The sequence below is a fragment of the Nitrosomonas supralitoralis genome, from assembly GCF_003011925.2.
GTDB lineage: Bacteria > Pseudomonadota > Gammaproteobacteria > Burkholderiales > Nitrosomonadaceae > Nitrosomonas > Nitrosomonas supralitoralis.
Genome location: NZ_PXXU01000006.1, coordinates 60,736 through 77,100, shown reverse-complemented (window position 1 = coordinate 77,100; position 16,365 = coordinate 60,736). Strand labels below are relative to the sequence as shown.

The window sequence follows — 16,365 nt, the reverse complement described above, 5'->3', positions numbered from 1 at the left end:
TATTCCACGGAGATTCTGGAACGAGCTGTACGGCTGGAGCTTGAACACCAGAAGTGATGTGGTCAGTGATTCTTATGACAATGCGCTGGCAGAAACGATTAACAGATTATACAAAAAAGAGGTTATTCGACATCGCGACTCCTGGCGCAATACTAGTGAAGTGGAATTCGCCACCCTGGAAGAGGACGATTGGTTCAACAATCGCCGATTACAGAAACCAATCGGAAATATTCCACCGTCTGAATTTGAAAAAGCATATTATTGCCAACCGAGGGAGTCGGCTGATATCGTTCAACTCAAACCAAAAAGCCTCCAGAAAATCCGGGGCGATTCATTACAGTAATTTGTTTATCTTTAATTAATACTTTCATAAAATGACTAAAAAATATTTTGGAACTGATGGTATACGAGGTCGGGTAGGTAAATATCCTATTACACCTGATTTCTTTATGCATTTAGGTTATTCGGCCGGAAAGACCCTGGTTTCTGGCGACTGGCATCTAATGGAAGGAGAGCGCCCAACAGTTCTGATTGGTAAAGATACGCGGATATCTGGTTATATGCTCGAATCTGCACTTGAAGCAGGCCTATGTGCCGCAGGCGTAAATGTACTCCTATCCGGTCCCATGCCGACGCCCGCCATTGCCTATCTAATTCGTGCCCTGAGATTACAAGCTGGTATTGTCATTTCCGCATCACATAATCTATTCGAAGATAATGGCATCAAATTTTTTTCTGCCGATGGGTGCAAATTACCTGATGACGTGGAGCATAATATTGAATCTTTAATAGATGCAGCGATTGAAACCAAGCCTTCAGAAAAGCTTGGGAAAGTGCAACGCCTTAAAGATGCAACTGGCCGTTATATTGAATTCTGCAAAAGTTCTTTCCCTTATCATCTTGATCTTCGCGGATTAAAGCTGGTCGTTGATTGCGCCAATGGAGCCACTTACCATATTGCCAGTCATGTTATGCACGAGTTAGGAGCTGAAGTTATTACCATTGGTGCGGAACCTAATGGTTTAAATATCAATCTTGAGTGCGGAGCTACTCATTGTTCAACATTACAAAAATCTGTTATGGAAAACCATGCTGACTTGGGCATTGCATTGGATGGCGACGGTGACCGTCTTATGATGGTGGATAAACAAGGTAGACTATACGATGGCGATCAATTACTTTATATCATCGCCAAACATCGTAAACAAAGAAAAGTGCTTGAAGGCGGTGTCGTAGGTACTCTGATGACTAACCTTGCAATAGAAAATCGTTTTAAAGAAATGAGCATTCCATTTCTCCGAGCCAATGTCGGTGATCGTTACGTACTAGAATTATTGCATGAGAAAAAATGGTATCTTGGAGGCGAAAATTCTGGACATATCGTTTGTAAGGACAAGCATACGACCGGTGACGGCATTATCTCTGCTTTGCAAGTACTGTACGCGTTACGTGACACCAGAAAAACTTTGGCTCAATTCACACGTGACATCGTACTTTATCCACAACGATTGATTAATATAAAAATCCCCAAGTCATTTGATTTCAGATCTAATAAAATTGTTAAAGCGGCGCAAGTAGAAGCCGAGACTGATTTGAAAGATAACGGACGCCTTCTTATAAGAGCATCAGGAACGGAGCCACTTATTCGCGTAATGGTTGAAGGGAAATCAAAACAAAAAATTGATTACTGGGCTAAACATATTGCTGAGGTTGTTCAAATCGCCAGCAAAGAATAAGCGATTATTTTCTAACGAATCATGCTCATGCGATCTCGACACCGTGCACGATCTGTACTCACGCTCAAGATTCTTGAAAGAATCAAACTTGGTAACAAAGCATTAAAATTGGGTGGATTACCACATGAATCCCGAGCAGGCTTCAGCCCGGCTTAAACTGGAGAATGAATTGTCAATAAGTCATGAGACCGTCTATCAGTACATTTACGCTGACAAACGGGAAAATGGCGAGTTGTAGTGGCATTTGCGCTGTCAGAAGCCACGGCGCAAGCGTTATTTATGCAAGCGGATTTGATCGTCGTGGCGCCATCCTTAACCGGGTCAGCTTTGATGAACGTCCGCAGATGACTGAGCAGAGTGTTCGTATGGCGATTGGGAGGGGTGATACAGTAATTGGCAAGAACCATCAGGGCGCGCTGTAACGCTGGCAGAAAGGAAATCGCGTTCCGTCCTGGCTGGCCAATTGCACAGCAAACACAGCGCGGGGTGACTGCGAAGATCAACAGTCCATTACGCCCTTACAAACACAAATGCCATACCGTGACATTCGTTATTGGCAAGGAATTTTCGCAACATGAAACCATCGCTTTAGAACTGGAGGCAGACATCAAAGGTTGCACTTCGAATTCGAATCCGCCAAACTTCAGTGAGTCGTCAGTATTAAGACTGATAAACCAGACATCAAAGGTTGCACTTCGAATTCGAATCCGCCTCCTGCGGCCATGCGCTAAATGGGAACGGGCGCAAATCGGCATTAAATGACAGAAAGCTAATTATCTGATGAATATAAGCACTTAGATTTTGACTGAATCCAAGTAACAATGGGTTTGTTTTTCCAGTTACTATCAAAGTAACATACTGAAAAAGAACGATAGCGATGATTAAGGAATTAGATAATCCATAGATAAATATAAAGAAAAGAATATAAAGACCACGCTGCCAGAAATATTTATTTTGTAATCTTTGTTTGATTTCTTCTTCCATTTTATTTCCTTGCAATAAAGTGCAGATTACATGTTACATACTTATGTTCAGAACCAAGAAGAAATTGCCAAAGGAGATTCTCGCTCCCAGCTCATGTTAATAAGCCAAACTATAAAAAGGAAACTAATGCAATTTTATTTCTAATTTAGATACGAACGGATTTCCAGTAATTGGATTTCCAATAGATATGATCAAGTCGTGATATTGTGACGCCTTTCTTTTGAGATACATGCAAGAACTTATTCCCCTCCAGATAAATTCCTACATGATTTGAAGCTTTACCAGTTCTAAAGAACACCAAATCTCCAGTTTTCAGCTCATTTTTTCTTACTTCTCTCCCAACTTTCGCCTGCATCCATGTCGTTCTAGGCAAATGTGTGCCTAGCTTTGATTTAAATGTCAGATGCACAAAACCTGAGCAATCAATTCCACGTTGGCTAAGCCCACCATATTGATAGCGCACGCCTTGCCATTCATTATAATGAGAATAGAGTACTTTTCGCATGTAGCTGGGATCCAGGGGTTTATTGGTCGCAATACGATAATTAGATTGGGAAACATTTCGTTCCTGGATTGATCCACAGCTAACTATAAAACTGAGACAAATAAAAATAGTAAGTAGGAAAAAAGATCTTTTCATTGGTAATGTACTTTTTTCTTTTACCCCAAATCAAAACCTGGAGCTAGCGCATGCTAAATGCGGTTACCATGCGACCCCATATTGGATAATTTTGTCAGAACACATCTGGCCATATCTTTTAATGATACAACCTCATTAACACCACCCGCTGCAATAGCTTCTTTTGGCATCCCAAAAACAACACAGCTAGCTTCATCTTGAGCAAAATTATAGGCTCCTGCCCGGTGCATTTCCAACATTCCTGCAGCGCCATCTTTTCCCATGCCCGTCAGAATCACACCAATCGCATTTTTACCTGCAAAATTTGCGGCTGATCGAAATAATACATCAACAGATGGTCGATGTCGACTCACTGGCTCACCATGATTCAATTCGGTCATATAATTTGCGCCACTGCGCTTAAGCAATAAATGTGAATGACCTGGGGCAATGTAAGCATGGCCTGGTAATATTCTTTCCCCCCCCTCCGCTTCAACTACCGATATCTTGCATAGGCTATTCATCCGATGGGCAAATGACTTAGTGAACCCCTCTGGCATGTGTTGAGTAACAAGTATACCCGGTGAATCAGGTGGCATGTGCATCAGAAATTCTTTTATCGCCTCTGTACCGCCGGTAGAAGCACCTACTATAATTAACTTTTCGGTCGAAGAAATATGATTTAACATGACTGGCAGAACCGCATCTGCAGTAGCGCTTTTTGTAACTGACAAAGGCAAATGTCGCTTAAATCTAGCTGATTTCGCTATACGGATTTTATTTGCAATTTCACTGCTATACTCTTTCAATCCAGACACAATATCCAGTTTAGGTTTAGACACGAAATCAACTGCACCTAACTCAAGTGCACGAAAAGTTACATCCGAACCTCTTTCGGTTAAAGTTGAAACCATGACAACCGGCATGGGCCTCAATCGCATCAATTTCTCCAGAAAATCAATCCCATCCATTTTAGGCATTTCAACATCCAATGTCAGCACATCAGGATTCCTGGCTCGGATCATTTCGCGTGCTGCCAGAGGATCAGCTGCGACCCCAATGACTTCCATATCCGGCTGGTTATTAATAATTTCGCTCAATAACTTACGAATTAGTGCTGAATCATCAACGACTAGAACCGAGATTTTTTTCATTATAAGCACTCAATGCAATTCAATAAGCAGACTTATCCTAAGAAAATAATTCCACATCTCCGCCACTATCTACTTTGTGTAAACGTTGTCTATATTCCTTTTCGCGATCAGAAATGGTGGTGTTACGAATATTTCGCAATTTTTTCACCATTACTTTGCTATTTTTTGGGAAAAAATAGACTTTGCGTGGAAATATATCAACTAAATCTTGAGCCACAATTCTTATTCTTTCGGTTTGTAAAAACTTTAAAACAAAATCTGCATTTCTTTGACCTACATTTGCAACCGTTAGCCCATCCAAAACATTACCACCGCCGAACACTTTGGCTTCAAGGTTACACCGACGGGCGCCCAATTTTAGCAATTGGTTAATCAGTATTTCCATCGCATACGTACCATAGCGAGCTGAAGCATTCAAAGGGCTACCCACGTCCGCACCACCATCCGGAAGCATAAAATGATTCATACCACCGATACCGCTATAACAGTCACGTATACAAGCTGCAACACAAGAACCAAGCACTGTTACCAAGAGCATGTCTTTATCGGTAACATAATATTCGCCCGGTAACAATTTGACAGCTTGGTGGTTAAAACTTTTGTCAAAATATAAATTGCTCGCTACTTGCTCATCAAGGATCTCACTCATATGATCACCTCTACCGAATAGCTAGCTCATAAACTGTTTTCTCACGCAACTTAAATAAATCATTAGCATGTTGAAAACTTTCGGAATGACCGGCAAACAACAATCCATCAGAAGCCAGCAAAGGAACGAATTTCTTGAGAATTTTGTATTGTGTCTGTTTATCAAAATAAATCATTACATTGCGGCAAAATATCGCATCAAATGGGCCTCTAATCAGCCACTTCTCGTCGAGCAAATTCAATTGACGGAATGTAATCATATTTCGTAACTCGGGACGTACTCTTGCCGATCCAGCATGAGAACCTTTACCTCTCAGAAAGAACTGTTTAAGTTTCTCTTTAGAAATTTTTTCTAACTTTTCCTGTGGATAAATACCCATTTGCGCTTTTGCGAGCACATCAGTATCTAAGTCCGTCGCCAAAATATGAACTGGCGGAGTAAAAGACTTAAATGCCTGTATCATTGCCATAGCTATTGAATAGGGTTCTTCACCTGTAGACGACGCACTGCACCAAAGTTGAATTTTATTTTGATTTTTGCGTTGTACAATATGTTTCTCAAGAATGGGAAAATGATGCTGCTCACGAAAAAAAGCCGTAAGATTTGTAGTCAGGGCATTTGTAAATGCCTCCCATTCTTCCGGGTTTTCACGTTCTAAGTAATCCAAGTATTCATCAAAGTTATCAAATCCAGTCGCACGCAGTCGCCTGGCAAGTCGACTGTAAACCATGTTCTGCTTACCTGTAGAAAGTGAAATACCCGCATGTTTATATATCAGCTTTCTAACTCGCTCAAAATCAGCCTGAGTAAAAGTATATTCTCGCGTTTTACTTTCAGAGTTTTCTTCAATATCAGTAATTAATTCCATTTACCCATCCACAAGCAAGAGAAGATACCAACTTCAGAACTATTTCAAGCATCACAAAACATTGAGCGTAAGCTCAATTCTTTGACAAAAGCAACGCCCATATTAAGCCGGAGCCTAGTACAATTCATTTTATCGAGAATACGAGGAACGCATGCGGGTACAAAATTCGTGTCACTCGTTTTGGCGCGCATCCCTTAATAAGCCTTCTCCTATACAAGTTCCTGCTGTGATGCCATTACTAAAGCTGCGGTATCAAGAATAAGTGCCACTTTACCATCCCCCATAATAGTCGCACCTGAAACGCCCTGAACTCTGCGGTAATTACTTTCAAGACTCTTGATAACAACCTGGTGTTGTCCAACCAAATCATCCACAAATAATGCCGCTTTATGCCCCTCTGCCTCAAGGATCACAAGAATTCCTTTATGAATCTCTGTTACGTTAGGACGCAAATTGAAAAACTCATGTAATGCAATCACTGGGAGATATTCACCTCGCACTTGCACTACACGCCCTTGCCCACTCACTGTTTTAATATCGGTAGCTGTCGGTTGCAATGACTCGGTTATATAATTTAACGGCACAATAAACATTTGATCCCCAACAACCACAGACAATCCATCAAGTATGGCGAGCGTGAGTGGTAGGCGAATGGATATACGCGTACCAACTCCAAAAGCCGACTCAATGTCGATACGCCCACCCAGACTTTGTATATTGCGTTTCACCACATCCATGCCGACACCACGGCCAGACACATCTGTAACTTGATCTGCTGTTGAAAAGCCGGCTTCAAATATCAGTAACCAGACTTCCTGATCAGTCATTCCATCATGCACAGGTAAGCCGCGTTCTTTTGCTTTAGCAAGAATTTTCTCTTTATTTAATCCTGCGCCATCATCGCTAACCTCGATAACAATACTCCCTCCCTGATGAAAAGCTCGAAGTGTTATTGTGCCCTGTGCGGGCTTACCGGCCGCTATACGTTTCTCCGCCACTTCTATACCATGATCCAGACTATTTCTGACTAAGTGAGTTAAGGGATCAGCAATTTTTTCGATTAGCCCTTTATCAAGTTCTGTATTCTCACCAACAGTCTTCAACTCCACTCGTTTATTCAGTTTCGCTGCCAAATCACGGACAACTCGTGGATATCTGCTAAATACAAAACTGATTGGCATCATACGGATTGACATCACGGATTCTTGCAAATCTCGCGTATTTCGCTCTAATTGACTCATTCCGCTATGCAGTTTTTCAAAAAGTACTGGATCGTATTGAGATGCGGTTTGTGTAAGCATTGCTTGCGTAATTACTAATTCTCCAACCAGATTAATCATTTGATCAACTCTCTCTATACTGACTCTGATCGACGAAGTTTCACTAGCAGAAGTTGCTACATTGGCTTTACCAGATGATTTAGTCGGTAAAAGTTGAGGTTCACTTTTGCTATTGCTTGCATTATGCAATTGCGTCTTTCTCGAATTAGTTTCCGAATCTTCTATATCTTTTGGTGCCGCGGGCGCTCCAGGGAAAAATCCATAACCAGGAGCAGGGGGCAACGCACACGTTAATTCATCTTCTGCTACTAAAAATTCAGCATTGCTGACTGATTCATTTAGGAACCCGACTTCTGTTGCTACTCTGGCCCGCGCGTTATCAAACGGAATCGTTTCAATTTTAAGACTTGCAGGATCAACTAAGAAAGCCAAATTCTCCCAAACATCTTCTTCACTATTACTCGTGGTCAGCGCTAATTTATAACGGCCCTCTGAATTTTCAGGTGTAAGATTTTCCAGACTTCCCAGTCCCTTCAGATTAGCAAGTAAATTCTCAATTGTTGCACTATTCAAGTCCGTACCGGAAAACTCGATATTAAAATTCAGTTGTGCAACATCATTTGCTTGCGGCATTGAATTAGCTTGAGTATCAAAATTAGTAGCCATTGTATCAACTACTAAAACGGCTTCCTGCGAATCCTCACTTAGTTTCTTAAGCTCCTCACACACTGACTCAGCAACAGCGGGATCAGCTTGTCCTTCTCCACGATGCCCGGCCAATTGTGCTTTGATGACATCTCCGGCTTTCAAAAATGCATCGACCATCTCGCTACGTACTTTAAGTTCTCCCCTGCGTAGTCTATCAAGTAGTGTTTCCAACATATGCGTCATCTCCGTCATATCTGCAAAACCAAATGTACCCGCCCCACCTTTAATAGAATGAGCAGCACGAAAAATTGCGTTTAAATCTTCCAAATCCGGTGAATTCACATCAAGTCTAAGTAAGCATGCCTCCATGTCCGCAAGTAATTCTGAGGACTCCTCAAAAAATATTTCATAAAACTGTTCGAGATCTGTACTCATAGAAAGCCTTATTTCAAGTTGAATTGTTCGGCTAGCGCTTTAAAGAAAGCAGCTGAATAATAGACACAAAAAAAACTTTAACCCAATGAAATTATACAATTATTTAGCACTAACAATTTGATTGACAATATTACTTTCTAACTAATAACTTTGCCGATTACTTCCAGTAGTCGTTTGGGATCAAACGGCTTCACTAACCAACCGGTTGCCCCTGCGGCTCTGCCTTTAGCTTTGATTTCATCGCCAGATTCTGTAGTCAGTATCAAGATAGGAATATTTTTGTATTGTGCTAATTTTCGTAACAGCTCCAGTAGTTTTAACCCATCCATGCGTGGCATATTAATATCGGTTAAAACGAGATTAACCTGATGAGAATTAGCTTTATCTAATGCATCCTGACCATCAACAGCTTGAATGACCTCATAACCTGCCCCTTTAAGCGTAAAAGCAACCATTTGCCGGATTGATGCAGAATCATCCACTGCAAGTATCGTCTTAATCATTTACTTTAATCCTCCTACTGATATAACTAATTTTCTTGATAAAAATTTTTGCACCTACCATTATGTTAAAAAATATCAATATCTCCCATCTGCATACCTTGCTGCACAACTGGTTTATCTCTGCTTTTATTCTTTACTACATTAACTGCTTTAGAAACTGCTGAGTGTATTGAATCAATGGTCTTCTTTTCAGTTTTTCCCTGCCAATCGCCTTGCCTATCAAAACATTCCAATTCAACGTTTAACATTTTTACTTGACGTGAAGTGTGTGCGAGTAATTGTGATACTAGATCTCCGAATTGCAACGAAATGATTGCCATTTCTAGTTCTTGCTCAATTCGATTAGCAATAACCATTTGTTTCTCCAATAATCCAGTGATAGAGCCACATCCTTCAGAAAGGGTCATTTTTTCAATCGCTAAAACCAACTCATGATAAGATTTTGTTAATTCATCTATACATCTAAAGTTAATAACTAAATTATTGACTGCATCACTCACTAATCTATCGGCTTGATTTAAGTCTCCTTTGATACCCAAAAAGTATTCATCGACTGCGCTATCACAGATAACTTCTTCCTTATCTTCCAGCATTAATTTATCTTCAATTTTTTTATCAGGCTTGCCACTAACTGATCGCAGTTCAGTCATAACTTTTTTCCTCGTTACTAATTTTATTCAAGGCTATTAATACTATCACTCAATGTATATAACATATTGTTTATGTAAAGATCTATACGCAGAATTTGGCAGACTCCTGGGCTTAAAAACATAACCAGGTAAATCTTTGTCGCATTAAAACCTTTTAACATTAAACAAGGCGGATTCAAGTAATAACTGCATACAAGCTACGCAGCAAGTAACATGTCATCAACCGTCATGAACAAAATAAATATTTCGGCAGAATTTCTTGCCATATATAAAACATCACGCAGAACGAATTAGTTATATATCAATTCTCAGATTTAAAATTATATTTGACTTACACAGGCTGTTTAATCAATTGGCAACTTCACCAATTCGATTAGCCCATCCAATTGCTTGTATTTCGATATTCGCCAGTTCACTCAAACTCAGAAAACCAAGCCCAGCTAATATCAATTGAATAACAGCTACCTCACCCTTTTCATTTGCTTCAATTAACTTCAGTTCATGACCCAAACGCCCTTCTCTAACTAATAATGCTTGGCTCATATCATCCGGAATGCCTAACTTGTCGACAATTTGCTGCATCTCAATGCCAAGAACCACATCAAGTAAGGATAATATCCCTACCATAAATGCTCTTTCTTGGTGAGTTTTATCATGTGGACGTTCTACTGCTGCGATTAATTCCATTAATTTGCCCCGAGCTGCTGCTGTTTGCATTAAAGCACTAGACATATTTCCATTAGACTGATCAGCCGTATAAAGTAACAGTTGCACCCATCTCTGCAGTTGCTTTCGCCCCATGATCATAATGGCCTGCTTTATGGAATTGATTTTTTGCGGAAGCCCGTTTGCCACCGAATTTACCATTCGCATTAAGTTATAACTTAATCCCGGTTGATGCTTAAACTCTTTCTCTATTTCTTCAATATCACTATCACCCATAACTAATGTCAATAATTTCAATAGCGATAGTTTTCCTGGGTCAGCTCTTTTTACCGTCAGCACTTCAGGTTTTGCAAAATAATATCCTTGAAACATCTGAAACCCCAGTTGCATACAGTAATTTTCCTGTTCGCGACTTTCCACTTTTAGCGCTAATAGCAATACTGGCCAACGATTCAATTCAGCTACAAGTTTAGAAAGCTCAGCCTTCTCAAGTTCAAGAACATTTACCTTAACCACACTGACCAATGGTAGCAATTGCTCTACCTTTTGATTCATTGCAACGATACTATCTAGTGCAAATTGATATCCTTTCTGTTTTAACTCCTTACATCGCTGCATAAACTCTGCTGTCACAATTGCTGTTTCTTTTATTTCGAGCACAACATGCTTGCTGGGCAATAGACTAATAATGTCGCTCATAACTAATTCTGGATCCGCATTGATAAAACCTCGCTGTTTACCCAATACATTCTGGATGCCTAGTTGACAATAAGCATTGATGATGACATTTGCGGACGCGGATAGATCATTAGTAATACTGGCTTTCTCATCAGTCTCATCCTGCCTAAACAGTAATTCAAAGGCTACTAGATTTTGATTACGATCCAGAATAGGCTGCCGTCCAAGAAAGAAACCTTCCATTTACTCCCCCATATTAACCAAGCGTTTAAAGAAACGTTCAAGAACATCGGCTCTCTTATTTGTTTCTTTAGCTTTCTTCATTACAAATTAGATACCTTATTTGAGTTTTATTTATTTGAAAATAAATTATTTTCCATAAAGTTCATAGGTACATAGTTAGCACAAAGCAGGAATTGCTCGGTTTTTCCCAGTTTGCTTTGCTTGATAAAGCGCTTTATCAGCACGACTTAGCACCGAACTCTGATGTTCCCCAAATGAACGCAATGCAACGCCAGCACTAAAAGTTATAGGCATTGATTGGTTATCGACTTGCAAAGTGAAATTCTTTGCCAAATTATTTTGTAACCGTTGAATAATAGTTAATGCATCTGCTATCTCAACTTCAGGCAATAAAATCACAAATTCCTCCCCGCCAAAACGTGCGACGATATCAGAAGGCCTTAATGTTTCCTTCGCGACGGTGACGAAGTTGATTAATACGCTATCTCCGTATTGATGGCCAAAATCATCATTAATTCTCTTAAAATCATCCAGATCAATAAGAACTACCCCCAGCGATTGCGCATTTCTGTCTGCACGCGCTGCCTCTCGTTTAAAAATTTCATCAAGACCACGACGATTGAATGCGCCCGTCATTTGATCTGTCTGCACGAGCTCTCTCAGTTGCTCCAATTCACCCTTCAATAATTCAATCTTCTGTTCTGCTCGTTTGACCTGTTCCTGTGCAGCAAAAACTTCATCACTAAACTTCAATCCTCGAGTCTCGGAAAGCACCACATCCAGAATTCGAATGATTTCATCAGCATTACGTGTTTTACGGATTTGTTCAGCATAATTCTCTACTTGCTTATAATAATCTTCAGAATCAACCATAGGTTTATGCTCATTGCGAATAACATTAGCCGATTTAACCAATCTCAGCGTTCTTTTTTGTTTATGATCAATAGCTTCTTGCATTGTTACCCTCCTGAATTGACGACATAAGATGTCAGACTAAGCCAGTCAGGGGTAATTCGTTGGATTGCGAAGGAGAACCCATCCTGGTATGGACTGTCTGTCTGCAAAGTTAACAGAATCCACCCGGAACAGATTTAATGAATAAAAAGGGAAATCGGTACTATTTACCGACCAAAACAATCGATGGATTAATTAGCAATAGATTAAATAACTTGCTCTGCTTCGAGAATTTGATTTTTACCGCCTTTTTTTGCACGATACAAAGCTTCATCAGCACGCTTAAAAATACTTTCTTGCGATTCACCTGACCTAAGCTGCGCAACACCTGCGCTAAAAGTTATTAGCAATCGTTTGTTCTCATGCAAAAAAAACTTCTTGGTTAAATTTCGTCGGATTCTAGACAATATTTGAACTGCTTCCTCAAGGTTTGTGTTAGGAAGCAAAATTACAAATTCCTCACCACCATATCTCGATACAATGTCCTCGGGGCGCGTAGTATCTTTAACCGACTCAACCAAATATTTCAGTGCATCATCGCCTACTTTATGGCCATGCGTATCGTTAAGTTGCTTGAAATTATCAATATCCAACAATGCATAACTTAACGGACTCTGATGGCGCATTGAACGGGAAACTTCTCGCGTAAAAGCAGCATCCAAACCTCGCCGGTTAAGTATCCCGGTCAAATGATCTTCATGAACTTTTTCACCCATTTCTATCAATTCGGTTTCGAGCTGATCGATTTTGCTTTGCGCCAAACTAGCCTCTGCACGAGAAACAAGAAAATCATCTCGATACGTTAACGCATTTTTCTGCATCTGCTTGGTTTCTTCCATAATCAATCCAAGCAGTTGATTAAGTTCTTTGATATCATCAGTCTTATTGATTCTTTCTGAATATTGCTCCAGTCTAATCTGGTACTCTCCAGTAGTATCACTTAGCTCTTCGATATTTGTAATCAGGGATGCCACCATCAACTTCAGCGTCATCTTGGCTTCATTCAGATTACGTCTGATTATTTCCTGCCTTTGTGTGATCTCCTCCAGATAATGTTCAGCTTGCTGAATGACTTGAAGATCCAGAGGTTTGGAGATAGTGTCCCGCAATTTATTAATCCGAGTTCCAACCCATTGATCTTCGGCAAGTAACTCACCGGTGCTATTCATAAGCATCTTAAGTAATTTCAGCAAGCCTTCTTTTAGCTTAAATCCATTCTCACCATACACATCAAATTTTCTGTAAAACTGCTTAAAATCAGCTACAAACCTTTCCATATCAGATATATTTTGAATCTTACGCACCTGGTATGCCAGCACCCTCACTTCTTCATTCAGAGTAATATCCTCAATTTGTTTAGCAACCACATGCTCTAAAATTTGAGACAACAATTCCAGTAACTGATCAGTAAAAGTACTAAGCAGATGATTGTGTTCTGAAACTACTTGCGATGCCCGAGAATCCAGTGTATTTGAGTTGATTTGTGATGAAGTGTTTTTTACTGATTCGCCCTTAGAAAATTCTTGCATTGTGGGCGCCAACACCTCCCAAGAATCGATCAATGCATTGAGCTTAAGATACAATTGATTTGAATTTTTTGAAAACTTAGCCAGTACCCGATAAACACCTTCTTTTTTTTTTGCAACTGTCAATTCACCCTGCTTATTTTCCAACTGCTTCAATAATGCTTCGATCGTATCTCCCCATGCTGCGACAGGATCAATTAATTCATTTGCTTTGATCAATTCCTGATTCGTTGATTCTGGAACTAAGGAACCTGCGCCAGTTTCAGGATTCCCGGAAATCTGATCATATAGCTTGTGGTAATTATCCGGAGTTGGCGGAATTTTTAATGACGTGAGTTGCCGCAATGTTTCGCGCGCAACATCAATTGGATTAGAATTCTTCATAATAATGGGTCAAGATTTAAATAAACTGAGTCATTAATTCTAAGGTTAGAAATATCGACCAATCCACAAAAACATGAATACTCATCGAAACGAATAAGCAAAAGCCAATTTAATATTGGGCCAATCGCACTGGCATCTTCAACTCTAAAATCAATCAACCAATTTATTTTTTATCGCATAGCGAATTAACTCTGAATTGTTTGTCAGCTTGAGTTTTTCCAGTAGACGTGCACGATAAACACTGACTGTTTTAGGACTCAGAAACATCTCTAGCGATATCTCAGACAAAGTTTTACCCGCTGCAATAAAGCACAGCGTTTGATACTCTCGATCGGATAAAGTAGCGTGGAGAGGTTTATCGGTATCAGAGTTAATGATATTAGCCAGTTCTTGAGCAACCACAGGGCTGACATACTTATCACCCGCTGCGACTTGTCGAATAGCCACTACTAGCTGTGCCGGCGCACTTTGTTTGTTCAGATAACCTGATGCGCCCGCTTTTAATGCACGAATAGCGAATTCGTGCTCATTGTGCATACTAAGCATCAATACTGCCAGACTCGGCCTATCTTTCTTTATCTGTTTTAGAATTTCAATACCGTTTCTATCTGGCAGGGAAATATCCAACAACATGACATTGAAGTCATGCTGTCGCGCAATTTTGATTGCTTGGAAACCTGTTTCCGCTTCCCCAGTCACTTTGATATCATCAGTTTCACTCAATATTTGTTTCAAGCCTTGACGAACAATTGCATGATCATCAGCAATCATTACACTAATCATGGATACCTCCGACTACTTAAAGTCGAGAAATTTGCTTTCTCTTCTTAATGAACTCTGATTGCGAAAGTTCTTTAAACTTGTTGTTTAAATTGAACGCTTGCTCAGACTGATCTTCCAGACTTCCTGTCGGTATCAGAATCGTCACCTTTGTTCCTTTTTCCGATTCTCCAGAAATATGGAAATTTCCCTTTAATTGCAGACATCGTTCACGCATTCCGCGGATACCAAATGAATCTTGTTTTTCCATATCGCTTACAGTAATACCACGCCCATCATCTATCACTTCCAGCAAAATAAGTCCCTCCAATTCAATAAGCTCCACATGAATACGTGATGCATTGGCGTGTTTGGAAATATTTGTCAGTGTTTCCTGAAATACCCGAAAAATCGCTATGGCCAAATCCGCATCTAAAGATATTTCATCACTGTCGCATGATACCCTGCAAATAATGCCTGTACGGTTACTAAATTCTTTTGCCTGCCATTGAACAGCCGCTACTATTCCACAATCAAGAATTCCGGGACGCAAATCAAGAGAAATACGCCTAGTACTATCGATTACACGATCAACTAGTGATTCAACAGATCTCGCTTTCTGTTGATAAAATTCGAGATTTCTTACTGACTTGTCGATACAGGGGAATAACTCACATTTAATGGCTGTTAAGGTTCCACCAATGTCATCATGAATTTCACGTGCAATTCGAGCCCGCTCCTGCTCCTTAACTTTCTGCAGATATGAAGACAGCTCAGCTAATTGTTCGCGAGAACGTGCGATTTCGCGTTCAGCCAGTTTATTACGCGTTATGTTTATCATGATTCCATCCCACAGCATGTCCCCATTGGGCATCCTTCTGGGTGTTGCACGTAAACTGACCCATTTGATATCACTATCTCCTTTCACTTGAATACAACCTTCCCAGTTCCAGGTTGAAAGTCGTTCGGCTGATGTCAGCATCAATTGACGATAGGATTCCTTGTCTTCAGCTAAAATCAATGCTGGAAAAAGCTCCGGGTTACCCATTAGCTTTTGAGGTGATAATCCGAGTAGTGTTTCACTTGCATCGCTGACATATGGAAACTTGGCTTGATTATCTTTACTCAACTGAAATTGGAACACTACGCCGGGAAGATTGGAGGTGATTGCCTGAAAAAGCGCTTCACTCTTTTGCAAAGCAGCTTGTGCAGAAATAAAGCGCTGGTAATTCTTTACTTCAGACAAACTGCGTCTGATTACCGGTACTAATCTCGCAAGATTGTCCTTCATCATAAAATCATAAGCGCCTAAGGCCATGATGTAATCGGCCGTTTCTTCACCGACATCACTTGAAATAATAATTACAGGTATATCTAATCCTTGATTTTTTATCAATTCAATAACGTTATGCGCACCCAGATGGGGCGAAGCATAATCAGATAGAATCAGATTCCAATCCTGAAGTCTCAGAGCATTCAGAAAATCTTCAACCGTAGCAACGCACAAGCAATCTGTTTGAAAACCGCTGCGCAAAAGTATTTCCAGAACCCTTTCAGCATCCTGTGCAGAATGCTCAATCAATAATATTTTTAATTTTTCTTCATGAACCATCTCAGCCCCTCATTGAA

The 16,365-nt window shown here is 40.2% G+C and carries 16 protein-coding genes and 1 pseudogene; 4 read left to right on the top strand and 13 right to left on the bottom strand.

What is annotated here, in order from left to right; genetic code table 11:
- Window positions 1-61: 61 nt before the first annotated feature.
- From C7H79_RS03280 to C7H79_RS17850, 4 genes and pseudogenes are all read left to right on the top strand, one after another.
- Window positions 62-343, top strand: a pseudogene (locus C7H79_RS03280) (hypothetical protein); the annotation flags it as partial.
- Between the two features lie 31 nt (window positions 344-374).
- Window positions 375-1,736: a phosphoglucosamine mutase gene (gene glmM, locus C7H79_RS03275; protein ID WP_106705867.1), complete on the top strand. Its 1,362-nt coding sequence runs from the start codon at window positions 375-377 to the stop codon at window positions 1,734-1,736.
- 182 nt (window positions 1,737-1,918) lie between these two features.
- Entirely contained in the window at window positions 1,919-2,158 is a 240-nt protein-coding gene (locus tag C7H79_RS03270) for a hypothetical protein (RefSeq protein ID WP_106705866.1), read from the top strand.
- Window positions 2,130-2,498 carry a hypothetical protein gene (locus tag C7H79_RS17850; RefSeq protein WP_172592334.1) on the top strand — a complete coding sequence of 123 codons (369 nt, stop codon included), beginning with the start codon at window positions 2,130-2,132 and terminating at the stop codon, window positions 2,496-2,498. Before C7H79_RS03270 ends, C7H79_RS17850 begins: the two co-directional genes overlap by 29 nt.
- Here C7H79_RS17850 and C7H79_RS03265 read toward each other — a convergent pair.
- From C7H79_RS03265 to C7H79_RS03205, 13 genes are all read right to left on the bottom strand, one after another.
- Window positions 2,418-2,720, bottom strand: coding sequence for a DUF4389 domain-containing protein (locus tag C7H79_RS03265; protein ID WP_106705865.1), 303 nt, complete (start codon window positions 2,718-2,720; stop codon window positions 2,418-2,420). The two genes, C7H79_RS17850 and C7H79_RS03265, sit on opposite strands and share 81 nt — an antisense overlap.
- 145 nt (window positions 2,721-2,865) lie before the next feature.
- Window positions 2,866-3,225, bottom strand: a complete 360-nt coding sequence (locus C7H79_RS03260) for an NlpC/P60 family protein (protein WP_242447115.1) — start codon at window positions 3,223-3,225, stop codon at window positions 2,866-2,868.
- A gap of 188 nt (window positions 3,226-3,413) precedes the next feature.
- Window positions 3,414-4,493, bottom strand: a complete 1,080-nt coding sequence (locus C7H79_RS03255; protein ID WP_106705863.1) for a protein-glutamate methylesterase/protein-glutamine glutaminase — start codon at window positions 4,491-4,493, stop codon at window positions 3,414-3,416.
- 37 nt (window positions 4,494-4,530) lie between these two features.
- Window positions 4,531-5,142: a chemoreceptor glutamine deamidase CheD gene (cheD, locus tag C7H79_RS03250; protein ID WP_106705862.1), complete on the bottom strand. Its 612-nt coding sequence runs from the start codon at window positions 5,140-5,142 to the stop codon at window positions 4,531-4,533.
- A gap of 10 nt (window positions 5,143-5,152) precedes the next feature.
- Window positions 5,153-6,010 carry a CheR family methyltransferase gene (locus C7H79_RS03245; protein ID WP_106705861.1) on the bottom strand — a complete coding sequence of 286 codons (858 nt, stop codon included), beginning with the start codon at window positions 6,008-6,010 and terminating at the stop codon, window positions 5,153-5,155.
- Between the two features lie 209 nt (window positions 6,011-6,219).
- Window positions 6,220-8,373 carry a chemotaxis protein CheA gene (gene cheA, locus C7H79_RS03240; protein ID WP_106705860.1) on the bottom strand — a complete coding sequence of 718 codons (2,154 nt, stop codon included), beginning with the start codon at window positions 8,371-8,373 and terminating at the stop codon, window positions 6,220-6,222.
- Window positions 8,374-8,510: 137 nt separating this feature from the next.
- A complete protein-coding gene (locus tag C7H79_RS03235; RefSeq protein ID WP_106705859.1) occupies window positions 8,511-8,876 on the bottom strand; it encodes a response regulator in 366 nt (121 codons plus the stop codon).
- Window positions 8,877-8,941: 65 nt separating this feature from the next.
- A complete protein-coding gene (locus tag C7H79_RS03230) occupies window positions 8,942-9,526 on the bottom strand; it encodes a hypothetical protein (RefSeq protein ID WP_106705858.1) in 585 nt (194 codons plus the stop codon).
- Between the two features lie 348 nt (window positions 9,527-9,874).
- Window positions 9,875-11,113: an EAL and HDOD domain-containing protein gene (locus C7H79_RS03225; RefSeq protein WP_106705857.1), complete on the bottom strand. Its 1,239-nt coding sequence runs from the start codon at window positions 11,111-11,113 to the stop codon at window positions 9,875-9,877.
- A gap of 156 nt (window positions 11,114-11,269) precedes the next feature.
- Entirely contained in the window at window positions 11,270-12,070 is an 801-nt protein-coding gene (locus C7H79_RS03220; protein ID WP_106705856.1) for a GGDEF domain-containing protein, read from the bottom strand.
- 203 nt (window positions 12,071-12,273) lie between these two features.
- Window positions 12,274-13,977, bottom strand: a complete 1,704-nt coding sequence (locus tag C7H79_RS03215; protein ID WP_106705855.1) for a GGDEF domain-containing protein — start codon at window positions 13,975-13,977, stop codon at window positions 12,274-12,276.
- A 150-nt stretch (window positions 13,978-14,127) separates the two neighbouring features.
- Window positions 14,128-14,760, bottom strand: coding sequence for a response regulator (locus C7H79_RS03210; RefSeq protein WP_106705854.1), 633 nt, complete (start codon window positions 14,758-14,760; stop codon window positions 14,128-14,130).
- A 16-nt stretch (window positions 14,761-14,776) separates the two neighbouring features.
- On the bottom strand, window positions 14,777-16,348 hold the full coding sequence (locus C7H79_RS03205; protein ID WP_106705853.1) for a hybrid sensor histidine kinase/response regulator: 1,572 nt from the start codon (window positions 16,346-16,348) through the stop codon (window positions 14,777-14,779).
- Between the last annotated feature and the right edge of the window lie 17 nt (window positions 16,349-16,365).